Source organism: Bradyrhizobium erythrophlei (genome assembly GCF_900129425.1).
GTDB classification, from domain to species: Bacteria; Pseudomonadota; Alphaproteobacteria; order Rhizobiales; family Xanthobacteraceae; genus Bradyrhizobium; species Bradyrhizobium erythrophlei_C.
In genome coordinates this window covers 2,660,133-2,685,349 of the sequence record NZ_LT670817.1, presented here as the reverse complement: position 1 = coordinate 2,685,349, position 25,217 = coordinate 2,660,133, and the positions used below count along the sequence as shown (strand labels likewise).

17 protein-coding genes and 1 pseudogene are annotated in these 25,217 nt (G+C 62.3%); 9 read left to right on the top strand and 9 right to left on the bottom strand.

Going from position 1 to position 25,217, the window contains the following annotated elements; translation table 11 throughout:
- Positions 1-27 precede the first annotated feature (27 nt).
- Positions 28-1,446 carry a DUF308 domain-containing protein gene (locus B5527_RS12400; RefSeq protein WP_154072184.1) on the top strand — a complete coding sequence of 473 codons (1,419 nt, stop codon included), beginning with the start codon at positions 28-30 and terminating at the stop codon, positions 1,444-1,446.
- 287 nt (positions 1,447-1,733) lie between these two features.
- Here B5527_RS12400 and B5527_RS12395 read toward each other — a convergent pair whose 3' ends face one another.
- Together B5527_RS12395 and B5527_RS12390 are read right to left on the bottom strand one after the other, a co-directional pair.
- On the bottom strand, positions 1,734-4,856 hold the full coding sequence (locus tag B5527_RS12395; RefSeq protein WP_079601548.1) for an efflux RND transporter permease subunit: 3,123 nt from the start codon (positions 4,854-4,856) through the stop codon (positions 1,734-1,736).
- 189 nt (positions 4,857-5,045) lie between these two features.
- On the bottom strand, positions 5,046-6,290 hold the full coding sequence (locus B5527_RS12390) for an efflux RND transporter periplasmic adaptor subunit (protein WP_079601547.1): 1,245 nt from the start codon (positions 6,288-6,290) through the stop codon (positions 5,046-5,048).
- Positions 6,291-6,501: 211 nt separating this feature from the next.
- Here B5527_RS12390 and B5527_RS43750 point away from each other — a divergent pair, with 211 nt between their 5' ends.
- Positions 6,502-6,741 (top strand): hypothetical protein, encoded by a 240-nt coding sequence (locus tag B5527_RS43750; RefSeq protein WP_154072183.1) that lies wholly within the window; start codon positions 6,502-6,504, stop codon positions 6,739-6,741.
- A gap of 4 nt (positions 6,742-6,745) precedes the next feature.
- On the opposite strand, the gene B5527_RS12385 is transcribed toward B5527_RS43750, so the two are convergent.
- Entirely contained in the window at positions 6,746-8,143 is a 1,398-nt protein-coding gene (locus tag B5527_RS12385; RefSeq protein ID WP_079601546.1) for a CoA transferase, read from the bottom strand.
- Between the two features lie 54 nt (positions 8,144-8,197).
- Between B5527_RS12385 and B5527_RS12380 the strand changes: the two genes are divergently transcribed.
- Positions 8,198-8,485, top strand: coding sequence for a hypothetical protein (locus B5527_RS12380; RefSeq protein WP_079601545.1), 288 nt, complete (start codon positions 8,198-8,200; stop codon positions 8,483-8,485).
- 9 nt (positions 8,486-8,494) lie between these two features.
- Here the strand turns inward: B5527_RS12380 and B5527_RS12375 are convergent, their stop codons facing one another.
- From B5527_RS12375 to B5527_RS12365, 3 genes are read right to left on the bottom strand one after another with little or no spacing between them, the layout of a single operon-like run.
- Positions 8,495-12,013 (bottom strand): error-prone DNA polymerase, encoded by a 3,519-nt coding sequence (locus B5527_RS12375; RefSeq protein WP_079601544.1) that lies wholly within the window; start codon positions 12,011-12,013, stop codon positions 8,495-8,497.
- Complete coding sequence (locus B5527_RS12370; protein ID WP_079601543.1) at positions 12,010-13,602, bottom strand: Y-family DNA polymerase; 1,593 nt, start codon at positions 13,600-13,602, stop codon at positions 12,010-12,012. The genes B5527_RS12375 and B5527_RS12370 overlap by 4 nt, the downstream gene beginning before the upstream one ends.
- Positions 13,496-14,290: an ImuA family protein gene (locus tag B5527_RS12365; protein WP_079601542.1), complete on the bottom strand. Its 795-nt coding sequence runs from the start codon at positions 14,288-14,290 to the stop codon at positions 13,496-13,498. The genes B5527_RS12370 and B5527_RS12365 overlap by 107 nt, the downstream gene beginning before the upstream one ends.
- Before the next feature lie 217 nt (positions 14,291-14,507).
- Here B5527_RS12365 and B5527_RS12360 point away from each other — a divergent pair.
- Positions 14,508-15,146: pseudogene (locus B5527_RS12360) on the top strand (UdgX family uracil-DNA binding protein); the annotation flags it as partial.
- 69 nt (positions 15,147-15,215) lie between these two features.
- Here the strand turns inward: B5527_RS12360 and B5527_RS12355 are convergent.
- A complete protein-coding gene (locus B5527_RS12355; RefSeq protein WP_079601540.1) occupies positions 15,216-15,713 on the bottom strand; it encodes a ferritin-like domain-containing protein in 498 nt (165 codons plus the stop codon).
- Between the two features lie 209 nt (positions 15,714-15,922).
- On the opposite strand from B5527_RS12355, the gene B5527_RS12350 reads away from it, so the two are divergent.
- Positions 15,923-17,545 (top strand): inorganic phosphate transporter, encoded by a 1,623-nt coding sequence (locus B5527_RS12350; protein ID WP_079601539.1) that lies wholly within the window; start codon positions 15,923-15,925, stop codon positions 17,543-17,545.
- Between the two features lie 64 nt (positions 17,546-17,609).
- Here B5527_RS12350 and B5527_RS12345 read toward each other — a convergent pair whose 3' ends face one another.
- Positions 17,610-18,782 (bottom strand): M20 aminoacylase family protein, encoded by a 1,173-nt coding sequence (locus B5527_RS12345; protein WP_079601538.1) that lies wholly within the window; start codon positions 18,780-18,782, stop codon positions 17,610-17,612.
- 83 nt (positions 18,783-18,865) lie between these two features.
- Here B5527_RS12345 and B5527_RS43745 point away from each other — a divergent pair, with 83 nt between their 5' ends.
- The 3 genes from B5527_RS43745 to B5527_RS12335 all read left to right on the top strand — a co-directional run bounded on the left by B5527_RS43745 (position 18,866) and on the right by B5527_RS12335 (position 22,480).
- A complete protein-coding gene (locus tag B5527_RS43745; RefSeq protein WP_154072182.1) occupies positions 18,866-19,006 on the top strand; it encodes a hypothetical protein in 141 nt (46 codons plus the stop codon).
- The gene (locus tag B5527_RS12340) at positions 18,990-20,609 is read left to right on the top strand and encodes a GMC family oxidoreductase (protein WP_079601537.1); all 1,620 of its coding nucleotides are present in this window, start codon (positions 18,990-18,992) and stop codon (positions 20,607-20,609) included. Before B5527_RS43745 ends, B5527_RS12340 begins: the two co-directional genes overlap by 17 nt.
- 728 nt (positions 20,610-21,337) lie before the next feature.
- Entirely contained in the window at positions 21,338-22,480 is a 1,143-nt protein-coding gene (locus B5527_RS12335) for a DUF2336 domain-containing protein (RefSeq protein ID WP_079601536.1), read from the top strand.
- 408 nt (positions 22,481-22,888) lie between these two features.
- Here the strand turns inward: B5527_RS12335 and B5527_RS12330 are convergent, their stop codons facing one another.
- Positions 22,889-24,013 (bottom strand): IS110 family transposase, encoded by a 1,125-nt coding sequence (locus B5527_RS12330; RefSeq protein ID WP_079601220.1) that lies wholly within the window; start codon positions 24,011-24,013, stop codon positions 22,889-22,891.
- A 456-nt stretch (positions 24,014-24,469) separates the two neighbouring features.
- Here B5527_RS12330 and B5527_RS12320 point away from each other — a divergent pair, with 456 nt between their 5' ends.
- The gene (locus tag B5527_RS12320; protein WP_079601534.1) at positions 24,470-25,183 is read left to right on the top strand and encodes a hypothetical protein; all 714 of its coding nucleotides are present in this window, start codon (positions 24,470-24,472) and stop codon (positions 25,181-25,183) included.
- Positions 25,184-25,217 lie beyond the last annotated feature (34 nt).

The following is a 25,217-nucleotide window of genomic DNA, read 5'->3' as shown; positions in this document are numbered from 1 at the left end:
AAGGTTGCGATAGTGGTTACCCACGGAATGGGTGAGCAAATTCCGATGGAAACGTTGCGCGGCTTCGTCGAAGCCGCCTGGGTGGCCAACAAGGCTGCACAATGGCCTGCGACACCTGCCGATGAAAAGGCCGAAGATATCTGGTTCATGCCGGATGGCGCGGCGGGCTCGCTGGAATTGCGCCGGATCACGACGCGGTGGACCAAGCCGCAAGCGAGTTCCACCGAAAGAGGACCGCGGGCGGATTTCTTCGAATTCTATTGGGCCGATCTCGCCGAAGGCACCACTGTTGAGGAGGTTTGGGACTGGATACAGATCTTGCTCCTGCGCTGGCCGAGCCAGGTTCCAAACGGCCTGATGGGGATTTGGATCGCGCTTTGGGCGGCCTCGGCGATCATCCTCATCGTCTCCGCACTCGCCCTGTCGCCGTGGCCCGGCGGCTGGTGGCATGCCGTCTTCGCCATTGCTGCGGCCGGGTTCGGCTACATCATGAAACGCCTCATTTCACCTTACCTCGGGGACGTTGCGCGCTACGTCCGCGCCGACCCACGCAACATTGCGATGCGTCACGCCATTCGCGAACGTGGCCTTAAACTCTTGCAGGATCTCCACGATACCAAATCCTACGAGCGCATCATCATGGTCGCCCACAGCCTCGGCAGCATCATTGCCTACGATCTCGTGTCGCTGTTTTGGGCCACCCGCCGCGATGCGTTGGTGGTTCATGAAGAAGACGACCCGGTCTTCCAGAAATTGCGCGCGGTCGAAACGGCTGCGCATTCGCTCGCCGCCGCGACCGATGCCAATCGTGTGGACCTGATGCAAGCGTATCGCGAGGCGCAACGGAGCCTGCGATTGGCGATGCGGAGCGGCGGCGAAGACGGAACCGGCCGGCCGCGAGAACCAACTGAGGAATGGCTGATTTCGGATCTGGTGACCCTTGGATCGCCCCTCACCCACGCGCCATTCCTGCTGGCGCGCGACGCCAAAGATCTGAGTGACAAGATCGGGGATTGGTTATTTCCGACCAACTGCCCGCAATTCCAGGTGATTCAGACTGAGCAAAGTCGAAAAATTCACGACCGGCCGGCGCCGCCACCCACAGCCGCGGTCCTCGGACCTCCGCAAGGCCTGTTCTCTTATTTTTTACGGCCGCCGAAAACATGGTCGCTGCATCATGCCGCGCCCTTCGCGGCGGTACGGTGGACCAACATCTACGACACACATCGCCCAATTCTTCGCGGCGATATCATTTCCGGACCGCTCGCACCGGTTTTCGGGGCGGGCATACGCGACATCGATTTGAAAGATTTGCGGGGGCAATCGCCCGTCTTCAGTCACACGCTGTATTGGGCGCTTGCACCCGGCGGCGGCCCGATGCCCCACATCGATGCGTTACGCAAAGCCATCGACCTTCCGGATACTCCAGATAGCGCGCTCTGGTAGGCCTCGTCTCGGCGGATCCCGGCCACTGCCCGGACTCGCCGGGTGCGCGGTTCGATGGCTGAGCCTTGTCGGCGTCGCGCCTGATGCAAGGCCCTTCCCGCCTGACGCTTCGCCCTATAACCTCCCGTTCAAGGTCGAGGGTGGAGCAATGCTCCAGCAAGTACGTCATGAGGCACTTGCTGAGATCACATTGTAGTCGCCGGCAGCATCGGTCTCGCCCGGGCTCTCTTGTTTGACGCGTTTTCTTCACGCGAACCGGCTTCCACTTCACTGGAAAACGCGGCCGCTTACCGCGCCCGGCGCGAGAAGAGCGAGATCAGCACCGGCAGCGTCACCAGAATGACCACCGGCGCCAGCATCATGCCGGTGACCACCACCACCGCCAGCGGCTTTTGCACCTGCGATCCGATCCCCGCGGACAGCGCCGCCGGCAACAGCCCGACGCCCGCGACCACGCAGGTCATCAGCACCGGCCGCAATTGCAGCTCGCCGGTGCGCGTCACCGCCCGCACCCGGTCGAAGCCTTCGTCGATCAGCTGATTGTATTGCGACAGGATAATGATGCCGTCCATCACGGCGATGCCGAACAGCGCGATGAAACCGATCGCGGCGGAGACGCTGAACGGAATCCCGGTGATCAGAAGCCCAAGCACGCCTCCGAAGATCGCCATCGGGATCACGCTCATGGCGAGCAGCGTGTCGACCATCGAGCCGAAATTGAACCATAACAGCACCGCGATCAGCGCCAGGCTGATCGGCACCACGATCGAGAGCCGCCTGATGGCGTCCTGCAGATTGCCGAACTCGCCGACCCATTCGATCCGCGATCCCGGCGGAAGCTTGACCTGGGCGGCGACCTTTTCCTGCGCTTCCCGGACCGCGCCGCCGAGGTCGCGTTCGCGCACCGAGAACTTGATCGGCAGATAGCGCTCCTGCTGCTCCCGGTAGATGTAGGCTGCGCCCGAGACCAGGTTGATCGACGCCACTTCGCTCAGAGGGATCTGCGTGATGGTGCCGTTCGGACCCGGCGCGCCGATCCGCAAATTCTGGATCGCCTCCGCGCTCTTGCGATACTCGGGCGCGAGGCGGACGATAATCGGAAAATGTCGGTCGCTGCCGGGTTCGTAGAGATCGCCGGCGGTGTCGCCGCCGATCGCCACCTTGATGGTGGCATTGATGTCCCCCGGCGCCAGCCCGTAACGGGCGGCCTTGGCGCGATCGATATCGATCTGGATGGTGGGCTGACCAAGCGAGGTGAACACCGCCAGATCGGTAATCCCCTGCACGGTGGACAGCACAGACTTGATCTTGTTGGCGGTGTCGGTGAGCGCCTGCAGATCGTTGCCGTACAATTTGATCGAGTTCTCCCCCTTCACGCCCGATACGGCTTCGGAAACGTTGTCCTGAAGATACTGCGAGAAATTGAATTCGACGCCGGGGAATTTATCCTGCAATTTCGCCAGCATTCGAGCCGTCAGTTCGTCCTTGTCGTGGGTGTCGGGCCATTCGCTGGCCGGCTTCAGCGGCGCAAAGAACTCCGCGTTGAACAGACCGGCGGCGTCGGTGCCGTCATCCGGGCGGCCATGCTGCGATACCACCGCTTCGACCTCCGGAAAGCTGCGGATCAACTTGCGCATCTCGTTGACGTAGGCGTTGCCTTCCTGGAGCGAGATGGTCGGCGGCAAGGTCGCGCGGATCCAGAGATTGCCCTCCTCCAGCTTGGGCAGGAATTCCAGTCCCAGCAGGCGGCCGCATATAACGGTCATGACCACCAGCCCGATGGCGCCCGCCATGACCAGCTTGCGATTGTCGACGGCCCAGTTCAACACGGGAACATAGAGCCGATGCAGGAACGCCATGATCCAGGTTTCGGTTTCCTGCACATGCGACGGCAGGATGATCGCGCTTAATGCCGGCGTCACCGTGAAGGTCGCGAGCAGTCCACCCGCCAACGCATAGGCATAGGTCCGCGCCATCGGCCCGAAAATGTTGCCTTCGACGCCGCTCAGGGTGAACAGCGGCAGGAACGCGGCGATGATGATGGCGGCGGCGAAAAAGATCGATCGCGACACGTCGGCGGAGGCCGAAAGGATGGCATGGCTTTTCATGCCCATCGTGGTGTCGGTTGAAATATGGCTTTGCTCGGCTTCCGAAAGCGCTGTGGTTTGCGACAGCCGGCGGAAGATCGCCTCCACCATGATCACGGTGGCGTCCACGATCAACCCGAAGTCGATCGCGCCGACCGACAAAAGGTTGGCGGATTCGCCGCGCAATACCAGAATGATCACGGCGAAAAACAGCGCGAACGGAATCGTGGCGCCGACGATCAGCGCGCTACGCAGGTCGCCCAGAAAAATCCATTGCAGCAGCACGATGAGGAGAATGCCGACCACCATGTTGTGCAGCACGGTCGCCGTGGTGATGTCGATCAGGTCCTTGCGGTCGTAGATTCGTTCGATCCGCACCCCCGGCGGCAGGATGCTGGAGTTGTTGATCGATGCCACCAATTGTTCGACGCGCAGAATCGTCGGCGAGCTTTGCTCGCCGCGGCGCATCAGCACGATGCCTTGCACGATATCGTCGTCCTGATCGAGACCGGCAATGCCAAGCCGCGGCTTCTCGCCGATGGTGACAGTGGCGACGTCCTTGACCAGCACCGGGTTGCCGCCGCTCTGCGACACCATGGTGTTGGCAAGATCGTCGATGGAACGGATCAGGCCGACGCCGCGCACCACGGCCGATTGCGAGCCGATATTGACGGTGTTGCCGCCGACATTGATGTTGGAATTGGAGACCGACTGCAGCAGTTGCGGCAGCGTCAGGCCGTAGGCGACGAGTTTGTTGAAATCGACCTGAATCTCGTAGGTCTTGGTCTTGCCGCCCCACCCAGTGACGTCGATCACGCCGGGCACGGCGCGAAAGCGGCGCTGCAAGACCCAGTCCTGCAGCGTCTTCAAATCGAGCACGCTGTAATTCGGCGGCCCGACCAGCCGATAGCGGTAGATTTCGCCGATGGCGCTGAGCGGCGAAATCGCCGGCTGCACGTTGCCAGGCAGCGGCGCCAGTTGCGACAGCCGGTTCAGCACCTGCTGCAGCGCTTCGTCATAGGTGTAGTCGAACGAAAACTGTAATTTGACGTCAGACAATCCGTACAGCGAGATGGTCCGGATGGTGGTCAGGTTCTTGATGCCCGAGACCTGGGTCTCGATCGGAATGGTGATGTAGCGTTCGATCTCTTCCGACGACAACCCCGGACTCTGAGTCACGACGTCGACCATCGGCGGCGTCGGATCGGGATAGGCTTCGATATTGAGCTGCTTGAACGCGATCAGACCGCCAATCATCACGACGGCGAGCAGGCCCACCATCAAATAGCGGCGGCTGACGGCAATGGCGACAAGGCGATCCATTCAGATCGGAGCTTTCAATGAAGTGACGGAGGGACGTGTGTCCGGGGTCGGCGACTATTTTGCGATGGATTGCCCTCCTTAGCGGGCTTCAGAGGAGGACACTCGAAAACGATGATGGCTCGCGCGGTTTTGACTCTGAATTTCCCGTCAAGGACGCGTAATGTGAGGGAGAACGTCTGAATCATCGTGCTAGCTGCCGGAAGCCGCGCGGTCGATGAACAGGCTGCCCTTGGTCACGATCAACTCGCCGGGCTTCAAATTACCCTCGACCTCGACGAGGTCGCCGTTGGTGAGGCCGGTCTTGACCTGGCGGAGTTCGATCGACTTGTCCTCGTGCGCGACCCAGATGCGGACCTGGTCGCCCTCATAGATCAGGGCCTGCTTCGGCACGGCGGCGGCCCGGTGATCGCCGGCCGAATAGATCGTGACATTGGCGAACATTTCCGGCTTCAACAGGCCGTCCTTGTTATCGATCGTGGCGCGGACCAGAAGCCGGCGTGTGGCGGGATCGATCGCCGCGGAAACATAGTCGATGCGCGCCGTCAGTGGGCGGCCTGGCAGCGCCAGCACATTGAAGGCGATCTCCTGCCCCACCGATACCTTCGACGCATCGGTTTCGCGGACGAATGCCGTGAGCCAGACGGTGGAGAGATCGCCGATCACAAAGACCGGATCGCTGGCGCCGGAGTTCACATATTGGCCGGGGCCGACCTTTCGCTGCACCACAGTGCCGGTGATCGGCGAGAAGATGGTGGTATTCGGATCGATGCGGCCCTTTTCCTGAAACGCCGATATCGCGTCGTCGGTCAGGCCGAGAATTCGCAATTTGTTGCGCGCCGCCTCCAGCGCGGTTTGCGACGAGCGCAAATCGTTCTGCGCCTGGATCAGGGTTGCCTGGCTCTGCTGATAGTCCTTCAGCGGAACGGCCTTGCCCTCGAATAGATCCTTGGCGCGCTTGTCCTGCAGTTGCGCGAGATCGAGCGCCGACTGGGCCTTGTTCAACCCGGTCATGGCCGTAATGAAATCGTTCTGCGCCTGCACCGTGTCGGCGGCTTCGACCACAAACAGCGGCTGGCCTTGCGTGACGCTGTCGCCTGGCCGGACCAGCAGCTTCATGACCCGGCCGGCATAGGGCGAAAACACCGGCGTCGAACGATCCTCGTCGACCGAGATCTTGCCTTCGGTCACGGTCTCCGCCCGAAAAACGCGCTCGGTCACGGGCTCAATGGTCAGGCTGGCCCACTCGGCCGGGGTCGGGGTGTAACGTTGCGATCCCTTGCGGGATTGGCTCGACATCTCGGACGACCCGTGCCCTGCCCCTCCGAGATGCAAAAACCCGTACAAAGCAGCGCCGGCCAGCGCCAGCAGGACCGCGCCAACGGCCAGCCGCTTCCCGGTAAGCAACTGCAATTCCTTGGTAAATTCCGACGGCATGGACCCCGGTCACTTCGGTGATGATTCCGGCAAGGACTGCCTCATCGGTACGCTAATAGTGCCCATTTGATGTTTCAGACAAACTAAAAACGCGAAAAGGCTTAGCGTTTTTGGTTTAAATTTTTGACAGGTGGCACGACTTTCTCCGACTTGCCCCGCCGGCTTGGCCTTGGGGCTCGGTCGCGAAGCGTATCACTGCGGAGAAACGGCGATGACTCGACTGAATATCTGGATGACCGCCGCAGCCCTTCTGGTGTCGCTGGCATCGACCCCGGCGGTCGCGCAGGAGATCAACACATTGGGGCCGGGAAGAGGCTGGAAACTTCAGCCACAGCGCGGTCCTGAGGGTCAAAACGTATACAGCTACGACTGCGCTGCGGATTTCGGACGCATCCTGCACCATCGCGTTTCGCATGCGGCGAGGCACACCAGGACGGCCGGGCGATCGTGACCGCTCAAGCCCGCGCCGGCCATTGCGGAGGGTGACTGCCGAGCGGCATCGCCGGGCGCGCCCAGAATGCCGGGGTTTTCGATAGCACGGCCGAATGGTTGACGGCCCGTAGCGGGCCGAAGCCCGAGGACATCTCTTCCACGAAGGGACTGACTGCATCGCCTCTCAAATCTTCGGTTTTGAATCCATCGGCCACGCGGCCGAGATTCCACAGCCATTGCCCGGTCCGCGCCAGCGACACCCGGACATGCCAGCTACCGCCTTCGCGGGACTGGCGCGCTTTCGCCATCATCGCGCCGAACGCCATCAGGTAGCCGGTGGCATGATCGAGCATTTGCGCCGGCAATTCCTTGGGACCCTCGACGCCGGCCGCCTGCCCTTCGGCGTGATTGAATCCGGTCGCGGTCTGCACCAGGGAGTCGAAACCGCGGCGTTCCGCCCACGGCCCGGCATGGCCATAGGCCGACAGCGACACGTAGACGATGCCGGGGTTGATCCGCGCCGCGTCCTGCGGCGAGAAACCGAGCGCCGACAGCGCCTGCGGGCGATAGCCTTGCGAGAAAATATCCGCCTGCGCGAGGAGATCGCGCAGCACGCTTTTTCCCTGCTCGCTCTTGAGTTCGACGAAACTCGTCAACTTGCCGCGGCCGGTGTCGATGGTGAGCCACGGGATCGACGGCAGGTCGGGCCCCGAGATCAAAAGCACATCGGCGCCATGCACTGCCAGCGTGCGGCCCGCGACGGGACCTGCGATCACCCGCGACAGATCGAGCACGCGCAGGCCAGCGAGCGGGCGATCGCCCGCCGGCCAGGGTCTTGGGGCCGCCTCGCCGATTTTTTCGATCGAGATCAGCGGCAGGGCGGCCAGCGCCCTGGCGTGCGGCAGATTCGACCACTCTTCACGTGAGCGCATCATCGCGACCACGCAGCCGCCGGCATAGGCCGCGGTCTCGAAGGCCTCACCGTCCCACTGCATCAGCGCGGCCTGCACATCCTCGCGTTCCGCCTTGCAGTTCAGGACCTTGCAGACGGCGTCGCGGTGATGGGGGAAATTGGTGTGCAGCCGCACGAAGCGTTGATCGCGGGTCTTGTAGATCCCGGCGATGGCGTCCCAGGCCGGCGGCGGCGGCTTGCCGTCGACGCGCAGGTAGCGCTCGCTACGGCATTCGACGACGGCATGACGCATGTCGACCGCGACATCCTGCGATTGCCCGCTGCGCAATTGCCAGACTTGCGCGGCGGCAAGCCCGGCCGCGGCAATGCTGGTTTGCGCCGCGGCGGCAACGCGAAACGACGACGGCAGTTGCGGCTCTTCTCCGGTCAGCGTGACCGCATTGAGCGCGGCAACGTCGCCGCCAGCCAGTGTCCAGAGATCGGCGAGAATTTCGCGAGGGGTTTGCATGACCGTCACTCTTTCGTACGTTAAGTTATCTGCCCTACCATGGAAGGAGTTGCAATGGCCGCCATCGACCCATTGACTGCCGGAGGGGTTTTGCTTGCGACTGCAGCGACGGACGCAGTGTATGTCATGTTCACCTCGGCCGTGGTGGCGCGAAAGCGCGTGCCGGCGGCAACGTGGAGCAGCGTATGGTATCTGCTCTCTTCCTACGCCGTGATCAGCTATACGGAGAACTGGGTCTATGTCGCCTTCGCAGCCATCGGTTCGTGGCTTGGTGCGTTTGCATCGATCACATTCCTGCACCGGCCACCCGGCGGTCCGCCGATCGGTGCCGCGCCCGAGTAGCGTCATGCCCTAATGAAAATCCCGCGAGCGCGGCAGAATCCGTACGTTGCGGGGATGGCGGATTTTCTGGGCTGGATTTTCCGGATGCTCTCGCCGGTCGTCATTGAGCGGCTCGATCAGCGCGGGGCCTGCGGGCACGGGATGCTTGCGGCTGAGCGCGTCATTGGCCAAGCTCACCAGATCGCGGGAGCGATCGAACACCCGCTCGGCGACGAGATGCACGACCTTTTCGGGGCTGCTCTGAATATACCCCTCGACCAGCGCCAGCCGCGCGCCCATCACCTCCTTGCGGAAGCGTTCCATCACCTTCGGCCACACCACGATATTGGCGATGCCGGTTTCGTCTTCCAGCGTCATGAAGACCACACCCTTGGCGCTGCCCGGACGCTGCCGTACCAGCACCACGCCGGCACAGCGCACCCGTTGCCGGTCGTTGGCGTCGGACACCGCTTCGCATGGGATGACGTTTTCGTCTGAAAACATCAGCCGCAGAAATTCCATCGGATGGCCCTTCAGCGACAGCCGGATGGTCTGATAGTCGGCCACCACCTGCTCCGGCAGCGGCATGTTGGGCAGGGGCTGCGCATGCTCGTCGGGCTGCTCGCGCGCGGTGGCAATTTCGAACAGCGGCAGCGGCACATCGTCGGGCAGCCGCCGCACTACCCAAAGTGCCGCGCGGCGATCGAGCCCGATGGAGCGAAACGCATCGGCATCCGCCAGCAGGATCAGCGCGCGCTTGGGCAAGCCCGTGTCACGGGCAAAATCTTCCAGCGAGGTGAAGGGGCGGCGCTGCCGTGCGGCGACGATGCGCTCGGCCCAGTCGTTCCTCACCTCTCCCGCTTGCGGGGGAGGTCGCATCGCATCGAAAGATGCGATGCGGGTGAGGGCTCCCTCCTCACGAAGAGCGTGACTCGCGGAGACACCCCCACCCCAGCCCTCCCCCGCAGGCGGGAGAGGGAGCACAGTCCCTTCGCGGTCGCTGTGCGGCCTCATTTCCGAATCCCGGAATGACTCTTGAATTTGCTTCAACCGCTCCTCGTCCGGATCGACCCACCTGAACCCGTCGATCTGGCGAAAGCCGAGCCGGACGGCGTGATATCGTCCACATTGTTCCTCCAGCGTATTCTGCGCGTAACTGTGGGACACGTCGATCTCGCGCACCTCGACGCCGTTCTTGCGCGCATCGCCGACGATCTGAGCCGGGGCATAAAAGCCCATCGGCTGCGAATTGAGCAAACCACAGCAGAACGCATCGGGGTGGAAATGCTTCAGCCATGACGAGACATAGACGAGTTGGGCAAAACTCGCGGCATGGCTTTCCGGGAAACCGTAGCTGCCGAATCCCTTGATCTGATCGAAGCAGTTTTTCGCGAACACCGGATCGTAGCCACGCCGGATCATGTTGCCGACCATCTTGGCTTCGAATTTGCCGATGGTACCGACATTGCGGAACGTCGCCATGGCGCGGCGCAGCCCGTTGGCCTCCTCGGAGGTAAATTCCGCAGCCTCGATGGCGATACGCATCGCCTGTTCCTGGAACAGGGGCACGCCGAGGGTTTTGTGCAGGACTTCCTTGAGCTCGTTTTTGTTTCCTCCCTTCGGATAAGGGTACTCTATGTCCTCAGGATGCATTTTGCGCCGTTTTAGATAAGGATGCACCATGTCGCCCTGAATCGGACCGGGCCGCACAATGGCGACTTCGATGACGAGGTCGTAAAATTTCCGCGGTTGCAGCCGCGGCAGCATATTCATCTGCGCGCGGCTTTCGACTTGGAACACGCCGAGCGACTCGCCCCGGCACAGCATGTCGTAGACCGGCTTCTCATCCTGAGGAATCGTCGCCAGTTCGTAGCGCTTGCCCTTGTGATCCGCGATCAAGTCAAAACATTTGCGGATGCAGGTCAGCATGCCCAGCGCCAGCACATCGACCTTCATCATGTTCAGCGCATCGACATCGTCCTTGTCCCATTCGATGAAGGTACGGTCGTCCATCGCGGCATTGCCGATCGGCACGTAGGTATCGAGCCGGTCCTGTGTCAGCACATAGCCGCCGACATGCTGTGAGAGATGCCGCGGAAACTCGATCAGTTCGCCGGCGAGTTCGACGGCCAGTTCGACCATCGAATTGCCGGGATCGAGACCCGCCTGCTTGACCTGCATGTCGTCGAGGCCCTTGCCCCAGCTTCCCCATACGGTATCGGCCAATGCCGCGGTCACATCTTCCGTCAACCCCAGCGCCTTGCCGACATCGCGGATCGCGCTGCGCGGCCGGTAATGAATGACGGTTGCGATGATTGCGGCGCGGTGGCGGCCGTATCTTCGATAGACATATTGCATCACCTCCTCGCGCCGCGAATGTTCGAAATCGACGTCGATGTCGGGGGGCTCCAGCCGTTCCTTGGAAATAAAACGCTCAAACAGCAGATCGACCTTGGTCGGATCGACGGAGGTTATGCCGAGCACGTAGCACACGGCTGAGTTTGCCGCCGAGCCCCGACCCTGGCAGAGGATGTTTTGCTCGCGCGCATAATGGACGATATCGTGCACGGTCAAAAAATAATGCGCGTATTTGAGTTCCGCGATGAGATCGAGCTCCTTTCTCAAGGTGGAGCGGAGCAGATCATCAATCCCGCTGGGAAAATATTGATCAACGCCGGCCCGTGTCAGGTCTTCCAGATGCTGCTGTGCGGTCTTGCCCGGCGGCACCGGTTCGTCGGGGTACTGATATTTGAGTTGATCAAGCGAGAACGTAATGCGGCCCGCAAACCGCATGGTTTCGGCGATCGCCTCCGGCACATCGCCAAACAACCGCGCCATTTCATTCGCAGGCTTGAGATAACGCTCGGCGTTGGCTTCAAGGCGCCTGCCAATGGCGTCGATGGTCGTCTTTTCGCGGATGCAGGTCAGGACATCCTGCAGAGGGCGGCGCGCGGGATGGTGATACAGCACCTCGTTGGTCGCCAGCAGCGGCACGCGGGCGGTTGCAGCGATATGATGAAGCCGCGCGAGACGACGCCTGTCGTCACCCCGATACAAAAGGCTCGCGGCGAGCCACACTCCCTCCGCACGGCTGCGCTGCAATCGATCCAGAACCTTGAGCGCGTGCGCTGGCTCGAAGCGATGCGGCAGCATCACGACGAGCAGCTGCCCTTCGGCGAATTCCAGGAGGTCATCGAGCTTCAGATGACATTCGCCCTTCTCGGTATCATCGCCCCGTTTGCCACGGGTAAGCAGCCGGCATAGCCGGCCGTAAGCCGCGCGATCGCGTGGATAAACCAGAATGTCCGGCGTATCGTCCATAAAGACGAGACGCGATCCGATCAGAAGCTTCGGCCTGTATTTGACCTTGGGATTATCGAGTTCCTTATAAGCCCGCACCACGCCAGCCAGCGTGTTGTGATCGGCAATGCCGATGACGGGAAGGCGTAGATCGCTCGCCTGATTCACGTATTCCTGCGGATGCGATCCGCCGCGCAGGAACGAAAAATTCGTCGTGATTCCGATCTCGGCATACGCAGGAGTGGTCATGCGAACAACCCGTGCATGAACCAGTTCGGCTGAACGGCCCTGCCTTCTTGCTGCACGATCTCGCGGTCGTAAAGTCCATCGCGATACAGCCAGAACCGCAAGCCGGCCTCGTCCTCGACGCGAAAATAATCGCGCGTCAGCATCTCGTCCTGCGCGCGCCACCATTCCATGGCGACGCGCTCGGGACCTTCGGCGCGGACCACGGCGTGGGTGGCGCGGCGCCAGACGAACCGGGCGGGCGGCCCATCCGGCACCTGCGCGATGACTTTGATCTGTTCCGGCCGCTCGAACAGCCGCAGCGGCCGCAACGGCGGCTCTGCCTCGGTGCGCACCGGCCAGACCGCCTGCGCGGCGGCGGCTAAATGATGCTGTGCCGGTGCAGCCAGCACCGCGCGCTCGGGAATGTGGGTGTCCTGCGGCAAATGCACGACCACGCGCCGCCCGCCGATGCGCGCGGCAATGCGGTCGATCAATGCGGCCAGTTCGTCATTGTCGTGGACATTGGCATCGAGATCGCGCTGCTGTTGCACCACGATTTCGGTGCGGCTGGCGCTCAGGCGAATGAGATCGAATCCGAAACCCGGATCGAGCGGATCGTTCAAGGCATCGAGCCGCTCACGAAACAGGCGATCGATCACCGTGCTTTTGGTCACGGGTTGGCCGGTATCGACCATGATGGTGCGAACCGCGCCATCGGTGCGGAAGAAACGGGCTTCCAGCCGCCGCGCGCCCTTGCCCTGCTGCGCCATCGCCGCGACCAGCATTTCGGCCAGCCTGGACAAGGTCGCCGAGATCACGCCATCGGTCGCCACCGGTTCGGCGAAACGTTTCTCCACGATGTAATCCGGTAGCGGCTTGCGCGGGCTGATCGGCGCATCGCTTTGCCCCAGCGCCTGTTCCAGCAGGGTTGTGAAACCAGCACCGAATCTTGCGGTGATTTCATGACGCGCACGGGCGGCGACATCGCCGATGGTTTTCAGCCCGGCGCGGCGCAGGCCGATAACAACGACAGCGTCGGCGCCAAGCGCCGACACCGGCAACGGCCTGACCGCATCGGCTTCCTCGCCATCCCCAACGATGCGGCCATGGACATGACGCGTCATCGTCCGCGCACACACCGAGGTGCCGGCGATGGCGGCGCTGATGGCAAAACCCTGCGCGGTCAGCACGTCGCACAACAGCCGCATCATTGTGGCCTCGCCGCCGAACAAATGGACGCAGCCGGTGATATCGAGAAACAAGCCGTGCGGAGGATCGATCGCCACCAGCGGCGTGAAGCGGTCGCACCATTCGGCAATGGCATTCAGCGCCCTGGCGTCGGCCGCCTCATCGGCATCGAACACCCTTAATTGCGGGCAGATGGCGCGGGCATTGGCGAGCGGCTGGCCGATCTCAAGGCTGAGACGCGCGGCTGCGTCGTCGAGGGCAAAAATCTGCAACGCGTTGTTTTGCTTGGCAACGACAATGCTGGGATGGTTTGCTTCACGCGAACCGTCGTCCTGCCAAAGCTGGCGTTTGATACGGTCGATGGGCAGGCGCGGCAGCCACAGGCTGAGGATACGCCGCCGGTTTCTCGAAAAGGCACTCATCACATTTCCATTCCATGATCCACCGCCCGACCGGGCCATGACGGTTGCGGACAAGTTGCGCGTCGAACACCGGCGCGCCCCACGCGCTCCAAAGTGCTCCCGGCGGCGAATGCGCCGCGCGTACGATCCATCTGGTCTCCGCCGTTGAGGGCTGTGGCTCGGCCGCCACCCGCAGCACTAGGCCGGTGACGCCCGACGCCTGCGCGGCCAGCGTCAGCTTGCGGCTGGCGACGAGATCGAGCTGGCGCGCTTCGCCCCAGACTTCCAGCACCACGACACCAAGCGCATCGCAGGCCAGTGCGTCGGCGGCGGTTCGCAACGCGGTGTCCACATCCGCCGCGCGCACCGTCACCATCAGGCGCGGATCGAGACCGAGTTCGGCCAGCCCGCTCATCGACAGCGCGCCCGATTCAATTTCGGTGAAATCCTGACGCACCCACACCAGCGGCCGCCGTGCGCCCGCCCGTCCCGCAAGGCCTGCGACAAAACCGGTCGCCGCGGCACTTTGCCGGCCTGCTTCGGCGAACACCTCGTGCATCGCCCCCACCGCGAGGCCGCCCTGCAATGTCGCATCGGCGTCGGCATGCCCGAGCGCTACCCTGTCGGGCGTATACGCATCGCCATGCGACTCGATGCGCTCGATGCTGCCGCGCAACGTCGCAAGCGTGTTCGTGCGCGCGCCGGTCATGCCGCTCCTCAGATTAGGCCGTCACAGGTTCTTTATTGAACCCACGGCTGGCTCATTTGTTCATGATATGTTCTAATATAAAGCTAACATGGCCTGCGGAGTCAATCGTGTCAGGAGCCTATGTTTTTCGTGAGCAATCCCAATGGGATCGAAGGAACCCAGGCAGCCTGCCCGCATTGAGCCTCGCCCACCGTAATGATTTTTCAAACGGAAGCGGAAAAACCCCATGACGACCGCGTCAGCCACGTCCCCCACCAGCCTCAAAATCCTGCGTGAGGAAGCGGCCAGTTGCCGCGCCTGTCCTCTCTGGAAAAACGCGACCCAGACCGTGTTCGGCGAGGGCCCGCAGCATGCGCAGGTAATGCTGGTCGGCGAGCAGCCCGGCGACAAGGAAGACCTTGCCGGCAAACCGTTCGTGGGTCCGGCCGGGCAAATGCTCGACCGCGCGCTCGATGAAGCCGGCATCGACCGCAACAAGGTCTACGTCACCAATGCCGTCAAACATTTCAAGTTCGTACAGCGCGGAAAAATCCGCCTGCACCAGAAGCCGAATACGTCCGAGATCAAGGCATGCCGGCAATGGTACGAACGCGAACTGACCTCGACCAAGCCTGCGCTTGTGGTGGCGATGGGCGCTACCGCGGCGCAAAGCGTGTTCGGCAAAATCACGCCGATCAACAAGAATCGCGGCCGCCCGATCGATCTCGGCGACGGTATCCAGGCGCTGGTGACGGTGCATCCGTCCTATCTTTTGCGGCTGCCCGACGCGGCCGCCAAGGCGCGCGAATATCAACGCTTTGTCGATGATCTGAAAATGGCCGCGGCGCTCATGAGGAAATCGGCCCACGCGGCCTAAACGGCGTGCCCCGGATCAGCTGCGCAGCACCGAAGAGGCGCTGCACCGCGTCCGGGACACGAAAGGCGATCAAGCTGCAGCCGCCAGATTCACCGCGCCTTCCGCGAGCGAGGTCAGGCTCTGGTCGGTCTTCTTCTCCTCCTGCAGGGTCGCATCCAGCAGCCGGACGGCGTCTTTCATGCCGAGCTGCTGCGCCCATTGCTTCAGCGTACCATAGCGGGAGATTTCGTAGTGCTCGACGGCCTGGGCCGCCGCAAGCATGCCGGCATCCAGCGCCTCGGAACCCTTGTACTCGTCCATGACTTCCTTGCCCTCGTCGAGGATGCCCTGGATCGCTTCGCAGGTCTTGGCGCGCGCCGGCTTGTCGATCAATTCGAAAATCTGTTCGAGGCGTTCGACTTGGCCTTCGGTCTCGCCGTGGTGCTTTTCGAATGCCGCGCGCAGCTTTTCGGAACTGGCCGCTTTCGCCATCTTGGGCAGCGCCTTCAAGATCTGCTTTTCGGCATAGTAGATGTCCTTGAGCGTATCGAGGAAGAGGTCATTGAGGTCCTTGTCTTTGGTGGTCATGGCGCGCTCCCTTCGTGAGACGGATTTAAATGCGGGATGTCCCCGGGTCTCAACGTCACCTCATGGTCAATGTTCCGGGGCTTTCAAAAGGAAAGCGGTTGGAGCGACGCGATGCAGCGGGTGCTCGGGCCCAGCTTCAACCCGGCGCTTCACGGTCCTGTCACATGCATCGAGCAAAGTCGGGGCATTGCGATTAGGGGAGAATTAGCATGAGCGATGTAGCGTTACCGGGTTCGATCGAGCCCGCCCGCCGGGGCGGACCGAACCTCGATGGCGGCTTTCATCCTTTGACCGGCATCATTTACATGGGGGTGGTCGCCGCCGCGCTGCTGTTCGTCGCCTACAGCATCTACGCCGATGTCGACGCCACCGACACGCGGGTAACCTCCTATCTGCCCTACATTCTGCTGTTCGTCGCGTTGCTGATCGCGCTCGGCTTCGAGTTCGTCAATGGCTTTCACGACACCGCCAATGCCGTCGCCACGGTGATCTATACTCGCTCCCTTCCCGCCCACATTGCCGTGGTGTGGTCGGGCATGTTCAATCTGTTCGGCGTCCTGCTGTCATCAGGCGCGGTCGCGTTCGGCATCGTGTCGCTGCTGCCGGTCGAATTGATCCTGCAGGTCGGCAGCGGCGCCGGCTTTGCCATGGTGTTCGCCCTGCTGATCGCCGCGATCATCTGGAACGTCGGCACCTGGTATTTCGGTCTGCCGGCATCCAGTTCGCACACCCTGATCGGGTCGATCATGGGCGTCGGCATCACCAACGCGCTGTTGCGCGGCCGCGACGGCACCTCCGGCGTGGACTGGTCGCAGGCAGCCAATATCGGCAAGGCGCTGCTGCTGTCGCCGCTGTTCGGTTTCGCGCTGGCGGCGATTTTGCTCTTTGTCCTCAAGATGGTGCTGCAGCGCGCCACCCCGGCGCTGTTCGCCGAGCCGAAGGGCGACCAGCCGCCGCCGTGGTGGATCCGCAGCATCCTGATCCTCACTTGCACCCTGGTCAGCTTCTTCCATGGCTCGAACGACGGCCAAAAGGGCATGGGGCTCATCATGCTCATTCTCATCGGCACGGTGCCCACCGCCTACGCGCTCAACCGCGCCTTGCCCGAGAGCCAGATCAAGCAGTTCATCGCCAATTCGACCGCCGCGAGCAATGTTATCGAACGAAAGGGCGCCGGCTATAACGTCTTGGGCAACCCGCGGCCGGCGGTGACGAACTACGTCGCGCAACACCAGATCAACGAGGGAACCTACCCGTCGTTGGCGGTGCTGGTGCGCGACATCAGCAACCAGGTCACCCAGTACGGATCGCTGGCCAAGTTCCCCGCCGATGCCGTCGGCAATACCCGCAACGACATGTACCTGGTTTCGGAGGCCATCCGCTTGCTGATGAAGGACAAGGAAAGCGACCTCAACGGCGACGAGATCGCGATCCTCAACAGCTACAAGGGGTCGCTCGATGCGGCGACGAAATTCATTCCGACCTGGGTGAAAATCGCCGTCGCCATCGCGCTCGGCCTCGGCACCATGATCGGCTGGAAACGCATCGTGGTCACCGTCGGCGAGAAGATCGGCAAGACCCATCTGACCTACGCCCAGGGCGCCTGCGCCGAAATCACGGCGGCCGCGACCATCGCGGCGGCCGACGGATACGGGCTGCCGGTGTCCACCACCCACGTGCTCTCGTCCGGTATCGCCGGTACCATGTCGGCCAGCGGATCCGGGCTGCAATGGTCGACGATCCGCAACATCGCACTGGCCTGGGTGCTGACATTGCCGGCGGCGATGATCGTTTCGGGCACCCTGTATCTGATCTTCTCCAGGCTGCTGTAGGTCCGTCTCCCCATCGGAAAACGCAAGGCCCGCGCCACATCCGCGCGGGCCTTTTACGAACGGCTCACGCCGCCAGCGTGTTCTCGACCAGCTTGATCCAGTACGAGGTGCCGAACACGATCGCCTCGTCGTTGAAATTGTAGGCGGGATGATGCAGCCCTGCGCTGTTGCCGTTGCCGCAGAAGATGAACGCGCCCGGACGCGCCTCCAGCATGTAGGCGAAATCCTCCGCGCCCATCAGCGGCGGCATCTCGTGCACGTTGGCGTCGCCGGCAATTTCCCTGGCCGCCTGGGTCGCAGCCTCGGTCTGGGCGGCGGGGTTGACCACCACGGGATAGCCGCGTTCGTAAGTGAGGTCGATCCGGGCGCCCGTCATCTGCGCGACGCCTGCGACGACCTCGCGCACCCGCTTCTCGATCAGTTCCCGCACTTCCGCCGTCAGGGTGCGCACGGTGCCCTTCAGTTCCGCAGTCTGCGGAATCACGTTGCGGGCGTTGCCGGCGTGGAATTCGCACATCGAAATAACAGCCGATTCCAAGGGATCGACGCTGCGCGACACGATCGACTGCAAAGCCGTGATCAGCTGGGCGCCGACCAGAACCGAATCGATGCATTTGTGCGGGCGCGCCGCGTGGCCGCCGAGCCCCTCGATCCGGATGTCGATGGCGTCAGTCGCGGCCATGATCGGACCGGTCCGGATCGCGAACGAGCCGACCGGAATTCCCGGGCCATTGTGCATGCCGTAGACCTGATCGATGGCAAAGCGGTCCATCAGCCCGTCCTTGATCATCGCGGCGGCGCCGGCGCCGCCCTCCTCCGCCGGCTGAAAGATCACCACCGCGTCGCCGGCGAAATTCCGGGTCTCCGCGAGATAGCGGGCCGCGCCGAGCAGCATCGCGGTGTGGCCGTCATGGCCGCAGGCGTGCATCTTGCCCGGCGTCTTCGAGGCGTAAGCGAGATTGGTGTCCTCCTCGATCGGCAGCGCATCCATATCGGCGCGAAGCCCGATCACCCTGATATCGCCCGCGCTGGCCGGCTTGCGGCCCTTGATGACGCCGACAACCCCGGTACGGCCGAGGCCGGTCGCCACTTCGTCGCAGCCGAATTCCCGCAGCCGGTCAGCCACGAATGCCGCAGTGCGATGCACGTCGTAGAGCAATTCGGGATGTTGGTGGATATCCCGGCGCCAGGCTTGGATGTCGGGTTGCAGATCGGCGACGCGGTTGACGATGGGCATGGGGGGTCTCGGTCTGGGGGTTTGAGTGTTTGCCCTGTCTAGCACGCAAGCGGCGATCCGCCCAACATGGCATGAAAACCGTCATGACCGGCTTGTTCCGGCCATCGACGTCCAAATCTGGTATTGGAAGCCGGAAAAAAGACGTGGAGGCCCGGGACAATCCCGGGCATGACGGCGAAACGATTCTGGGCGGTACGCAATTCAATGATGACAACGCGGTTTGAAGGTGATTTCGACTATATCGTGGTCGGCGCGGGTACCGCCGGCTGCATCGTCGCCAACCGGCTGTCGGCCGATCCCAAAAACCGCGTGCTGCTGCTGGAAGCCGGCGGCAACGACAACTGGATCTGGTTTCACATCCCGGTCGGCTATCTCTTCGCGATCGGCAATCCGCGCTCGGACTGGATGTTCCGCACCGAGCCCGAAGCCGGCCTCAACGGCCGCTCGCTGGCCTATCCCCGCGGCAAGGTGATCGGCGGCTCGTCCGCCATCAACGCCATGATCTCGATGCGCGGACAGGCCGCCGACTACGATCACTGGCGTCAACTCGGCCTCGCCGGCTGGGGCTGGGACGACGTCAAGCCGGCGTTCCGGAGATTGGAGGATCATTTTCTCGGCGACAGCGAGCATCACGGCACCGGCGGCGGCTGGCGGATCGAGGCGGCGCGGCTGTCCTGGGACATTCTCGACGCGGTCGGCGACGCGGCCGAGGAGATGGGTATCCCCCGAATTCCGGATTTCAACACCGGCGATAACGAAGGCGTCGGCTATTTCCACGTCAACCAGAAGCGCGGCCGCCGCTGGTCTTCGGCGCGGGGTTTTCTGAAGCCGGTGCTCAAGCGTCCCAATCTGCGTCTCGAAAAAAACGTGCTGGTCGACCGGCTGGTCTTCGAGCAGGGCCGCGCCGCCGGGGTGCGCTTCATTCAGGATGGCGAAATGATGGGCGCGCGCGCCGCGGGCGAAGTGATCCTGTGCGCCGGCTCGATCGGATCGACGCAGGTGCTGCACCGCTCCGGCATCGGGCCGGCGGACTGGCTGGCGCCGCTGGGTATCGAGACCGTGCTCGACCGCCAAGGGGTCGGGCGCAATCTGCAGGATCATCTGCAGCAGCGCGCGATCTACAAGGTCGCGGGCGTTCGCACCCTCAACGAGACCTATTATTCGCTGGCAAGGCGTAGCCTGATGGGGCTCGACTATGCGTTCCGCCGCCGCGGGCCGCTGACCATGGCGCCGTCGCAGCTCGGCATCTTCACGCGGTCGGATCCGCGTCGCGATCGCGCCAACATCCAGTTCCACGTGCAGCCGCTGTCGCTCGACAAGTTCGGCGATCCCCTGCATCGTTTTCCCGCGATCACGGTGAGCGCCTGCAACCTGCAGCCGACCTCGCGCGGCACCGTGCGGATTCGCTCGCGGGAACCAGACCAGGCGCCCGCGATCGCGCCGAATTACCTGTCGACCGCCGAAGACCGCGAGGTTGCCGCCGACGCCATCCGCACCACGCGGCGGCTGATGCGGCAGCCGGCGCTTGCGCCCTATCACCCCGAGGAATTCCTGCCGGGCCCCGCGGTCGGCGATGACGACGCGTCGCTGGCGAAAGCCGCCGGCGATATCGGCACCACGATCTTTCACCCCGTCGGAACCGCGAAGATGGGTACGGCCAGCGATCCCATGGCCGTGGTCGACGAGCGGCTGCGCCTTCACGGCATTGCCGGGCTTCGCGTCGCCGACGCCTCTGTGATGCCGACGATTACCTCGGGCAATACCAACACGCCGACCGCGATGATCGCCGAAAAGGGCGCCTCGATGATCCTCGAGGATTCGCGGTAAACCGTCAAAAGACCGTCCCTTCCCCTTTTGGCGGGACGGCGAAGCCGCCTGTCTGTTTCGCCGGCACGGCTTCGCGGTCTCGCCGCATGTTTCGCGCGAGGTTTGCCACCAATGTTCCGCCCTCTCTAATCAGAGGGAGCGGGGAATGTCCGGTGCGCGCTGCACCCGCGGTCTCGCGTGCAAAATGCATAAAGGAAGGCGCACACGAGCATACAGGTTCAGCGGAGGCAATCCGACATTCCCCGCGCAATGGTTTACGGCTTATACGTGCTCTCCCCGGTGATCGGCTTGTTGACACCGTCACTGGCGAAAAACTCCGCCAGCTTGACGCCAGCGTCGAGGCGTCAGGACCACACGACTTCGCCGTCCGCAAGTCCATGCTCTCGTCAGAAGCACAGCCCGCGTCCACCGCATCCCGCTCCGCGTTTGTGACGTTCGCGAAACGCCCCTCTGTTGGAACGGGACGGCGGTGGATATACAAGTGATTTGGGTCTTCGGAAAAACAGAATATTTTTTCAGAAGGGGCTGGACACGAATTACGGAAGGCAGCCTGTCGGGCAAATCAGGCGACCCGCGCGGTTGCCCGGTCGTGCACGCGCAACCGCATTCGGGATCTCAACAATTTGAATTATTTGCGAGGCAACGGAAGCAAGTCATTTTCACGCCTGATCTGTAAGTCGTCATGTGGATCGCCATATTCACTCCCTCGCACGGTACAGCCGATAGCCATGACACTCTTTTCTTCTCTGATTGATGAAATCCAGGACACCACCGTATCCGGGCTCACGAAACGTCAGTTGAGGGCCCTCACCCGCATCACCGACCTGTTCGTCGCCGGGTCCGGTCGTTATTCGAAGCAGCACGTCGAGCTGTTCGACGAGGCCTTCAAGACACTCGTTGCCCTGATCGAGGTGAAAACCCGGATCAAGCTCGCGCGCCATATCGCCACCATCCCGAATGCGCCGGCGACGCTGGTGCGGGCATTTGCCTTTGACGAGGCGATTGCCGTGGCGGCACCGGTTCTCAGCCAATCGACGGCGCTCAGCGACGCCGATCTCGTCGTGCACGCCACTACCCAGGGCCAGGCTCATCTCCACGCCATCGCGCATCGTCGGGCCATCAGCGAAGCCATCACCGAAATACTCATCGCGCGCGGCGAACCCAAGGTCGTCCATACCGTGACGAAAAATGAAGGCGCCCGCTTCTCGGACAACAGCTTTCGCGAACTCGTCGCACGGGCCGGCGATGATACCCAGCTCGCGCTGAACGTCGGAACGCGGCATGACATTCCCAGACATCACTTCGTGAAACTTCTTGAAACCGCCTCTGCTGCGGTCTGCGCCAAAATCGCGGCAGCCAACCCGCAATTTACCGATGACGTGAAGGACGCGGTAACGGAGGTGGTCGATGACATAAATCTGGCGGTTCGCAAGAAGTCGCCGGATCACGCCAAAGCAAAATCAAGGGTAAAGCGGCTCCAGAACTGGAATGAACTCGGCGAAGGCAACGTTCATGCGGCCGCGCGCTCGCAGAACTTCGAACAAGCCGCGATGGCTCTGTCGGCTCTCGCCGGCTGTCCGATCGGAATGACGGAACGGGCGATCCTCACTGATAACCCCGGCGTGGTGCAGGTGATCGCAAGAGCCGCCGGCTGCTCCTGGGCGACGGTCAAGGCTCTTCTGCTGATGACGGCAGCGGACCGCAGGATGTCCAAAAACGATCTTGATCGCGCGCGCCGAAACTTCGAGCGGCTCGAGATCCGGACGGCAAAACGTGTGCTCGAGTTCTACGATACGCGCCACAACGTACCCGCGGCAGCGAGCGCGCCGATCGTTCCGGGGCCTTCCGCGAACGCCCCTGCTCTCGTGTAATAATCCGCCATTCCAGGCGTCGAGCAAGTAGCCCGTATGAGCGCAGCGATATATGGGAACCAGCAGATGAGAAGACACCCCGGATATCGCTCTGATGTCCTTCGTCAAGTGGTTTGAACGCGAGATATCGTCTCCCTGCGATTTTCGCTGGAGTGCGCGATAATGATGATCGTGCAAGGGTGGAGGCGAAGCCTGAAGACGTCGGTGATCAAGCTCTGATACGCGGGTTTAAACCGCAGTTCCGAGATTTCGTCCGGGGCTGTCCGTTGTCTACGCGCGGGCGTCGATCGTTTGATCGGCCACAAAGCGAAATCGGGAATTCCCCTGCCGTGGCTTCGCCCCCGCCGTTGCACGATATTTGTCCGGATTGCGCCCGGCGCTGGCTCCTTGTCAGGTCTGTCGCTGCGCTCACATCGCCGGCGTCGTCGGCGCGCCGATGGCGCGACTGACTGCCCAAATGAAGCCCGACAGCTCACGCGCAATCGCGGTCACCACGAGGGTCGGCCGTTTGCCACGCCGTGCCAATGCGCGGTAGCGCGCGGTCAGGCGCGCCTGCGCCTTCCAAGCGATCTCCTGGACGGCGGGCGGTGCGGCTTCCACCTTGCCAAGCTTCTTCTTGCCGACGCGTGGGGGATGGCGGTAGCTCCAGGAGCACTCCACCAGAATGCGCCGCGCCCGGTGGTTGCCGGCCTTGGTGATGCCGCCGCGCCAGACCCTGTCACCAGTCGACTCTTCGCCCGGCACCAAGCCAAGATAGGCCATCAATTGGCGCGGGGTTGCAAAGCGCGACAGGTCGCCGATCTCGGCGAGAAAAATCGTAGCCGAAATGAGATCGAGACCGCGCACGGCCATCAGTGCCCTCACCACCTCTGCAAGCGACCAGTCCGTCACTGCTGCGGCGATCGCCCGCTCGAGCCGGATCACGCGCTCGTCGGCTTGCCGGACCGCCAACAGCATCTCCTCGAATGCGATGCGTTGTTCGCGGTGGGCGAGCTTCTGGCTCACCAGCCAGTTCATATGGGCCCTAGTCCAGGTTCTCTTGCCCGTATAATGCCGGCCGAGCCGCAGCAGCAACGACAAAACCTGCTGGCGTTTGGATTTGAGGTCGGCGACAGCAGCCTCGCGCGCCCGCACCAGGTCCCGCATCGCCTCGTGCCGCGCATCCGGAACCCAGACCGCGGTCAGTTCGCCCGCGCGCAACAGCTTGGCCAGATTGAGCGCGTCACGCCGATTGGTCTTCACCCGATCGCCCGGCTTCTTCGGGATCAGCGATGGCGCCACTACCACACACTCGTGGCCGAGGGTTTTGATCAACCGGTGCAGATCATACCCGGTCGGCCCGGCCTCATAGCAGAACGTCAGTCGCCGATGCTGCGCCGCAAGCTTCTTCACCAGCTTGCACGTCGCCGCCTCCGTGTTCTCAATCTCGCCGAGATACCGCACCTCGCCGTTCCGCCCGCCCTCCGCAATTGCCACTGCATTGCGCAACTTCGAGGTATCAAGACCAACGAAAACTTCGCTACAATCCGCCATGACTCGTCCTCCTTGCCTGAGGCTCTACCCGGCCTATCCGGGTAACCCTCGCTACAGCATTGAGGGCGAGTCGCCTCGGTCAGGGAAGGACATACGGTCTTCGCTCATCCGGGCTACGCTTGCTGACCGGATTGATGCAGCAATATTCGACATGACGCGCATAATCGGCCTCATCTCCAATCCTACGGGCTACGGGCTATCCGCGGTCCACTCCAGCAGATGAGAAGAGCCCGGATATAGCTTCGCCCATCCGGGTTACGCTCGTTGGACATGATGTAGTGCGTAATCTGACGCACCGTGTGACGCATCGAAAAGTCTGTATTTTCGCTGATTGTTATTGTGCCGTTTTCGTAGTCGGCCAGGAAGTCGCCGATTTCAGCGTAGAACTCTTTCATGCCTTGAAGTGTAGCGCGAAATTATGCAAGCTGCACGAGTGGCGGGGACAAGGGGCCAATCATGGCAAGAGAAAGCGACGGAGCGGCGTTCCTCCGCTTCTTTAGAAGGTGGCAGACAATCATCGTACTCCTGATTGGAGCGCTGTGGACCCTGGGTACGGGAGTGGCGTCCGGATATTTCACGTACTATCAATTCGTAACCAAACATGCCGACGACGAGAGGCAGGCAGCACAAACGCAGGCAAATCTGTTACAAACACGCGCGGACACGGAGAATATTGCTGCAGAGACGCGTAAACGCGAGTCTCAACGTCCATTTCTTCAGAAACAACTCGACATCTATCTTGAAACAATTCAGGTCGCGGAGAAGCTAGTCGATATTGACGTTATGCCAAAGACGGCGGCTTGGGACGACAATGCCAGGCGGTTTTGGCAACTAAGGTGGGGCGAGCTTGAGATGGTAGGCGATGCAGGACTTAGGCAGGCAGCGCGGAGAGTGGGAGAGCAATTGATTGAGGTAGAGTCCGATCCGTCAAAGCCAAGACATGATCTTAGGTGGATGGTTGAATGTCTCGCAGACGAGGTGCGCCTTTCATTGGAACACTCCTGGGGATACGAACGAAATCGTCTTCGAGAAACAGCTACGCATAAACTTGTCTCTAAGTTGCCAAGCGGATGCACAAGTGGGGACTTGAAGCCCGCATTGTTAGGCGGAATGAAGCCCTTGCATGCGCTGCTTAATCAAGGAGCAAGAGAGCCGATGGAGGATAATTAAATCCCGCGGTGCTCAACGGCCCGAGGGCGGGTAG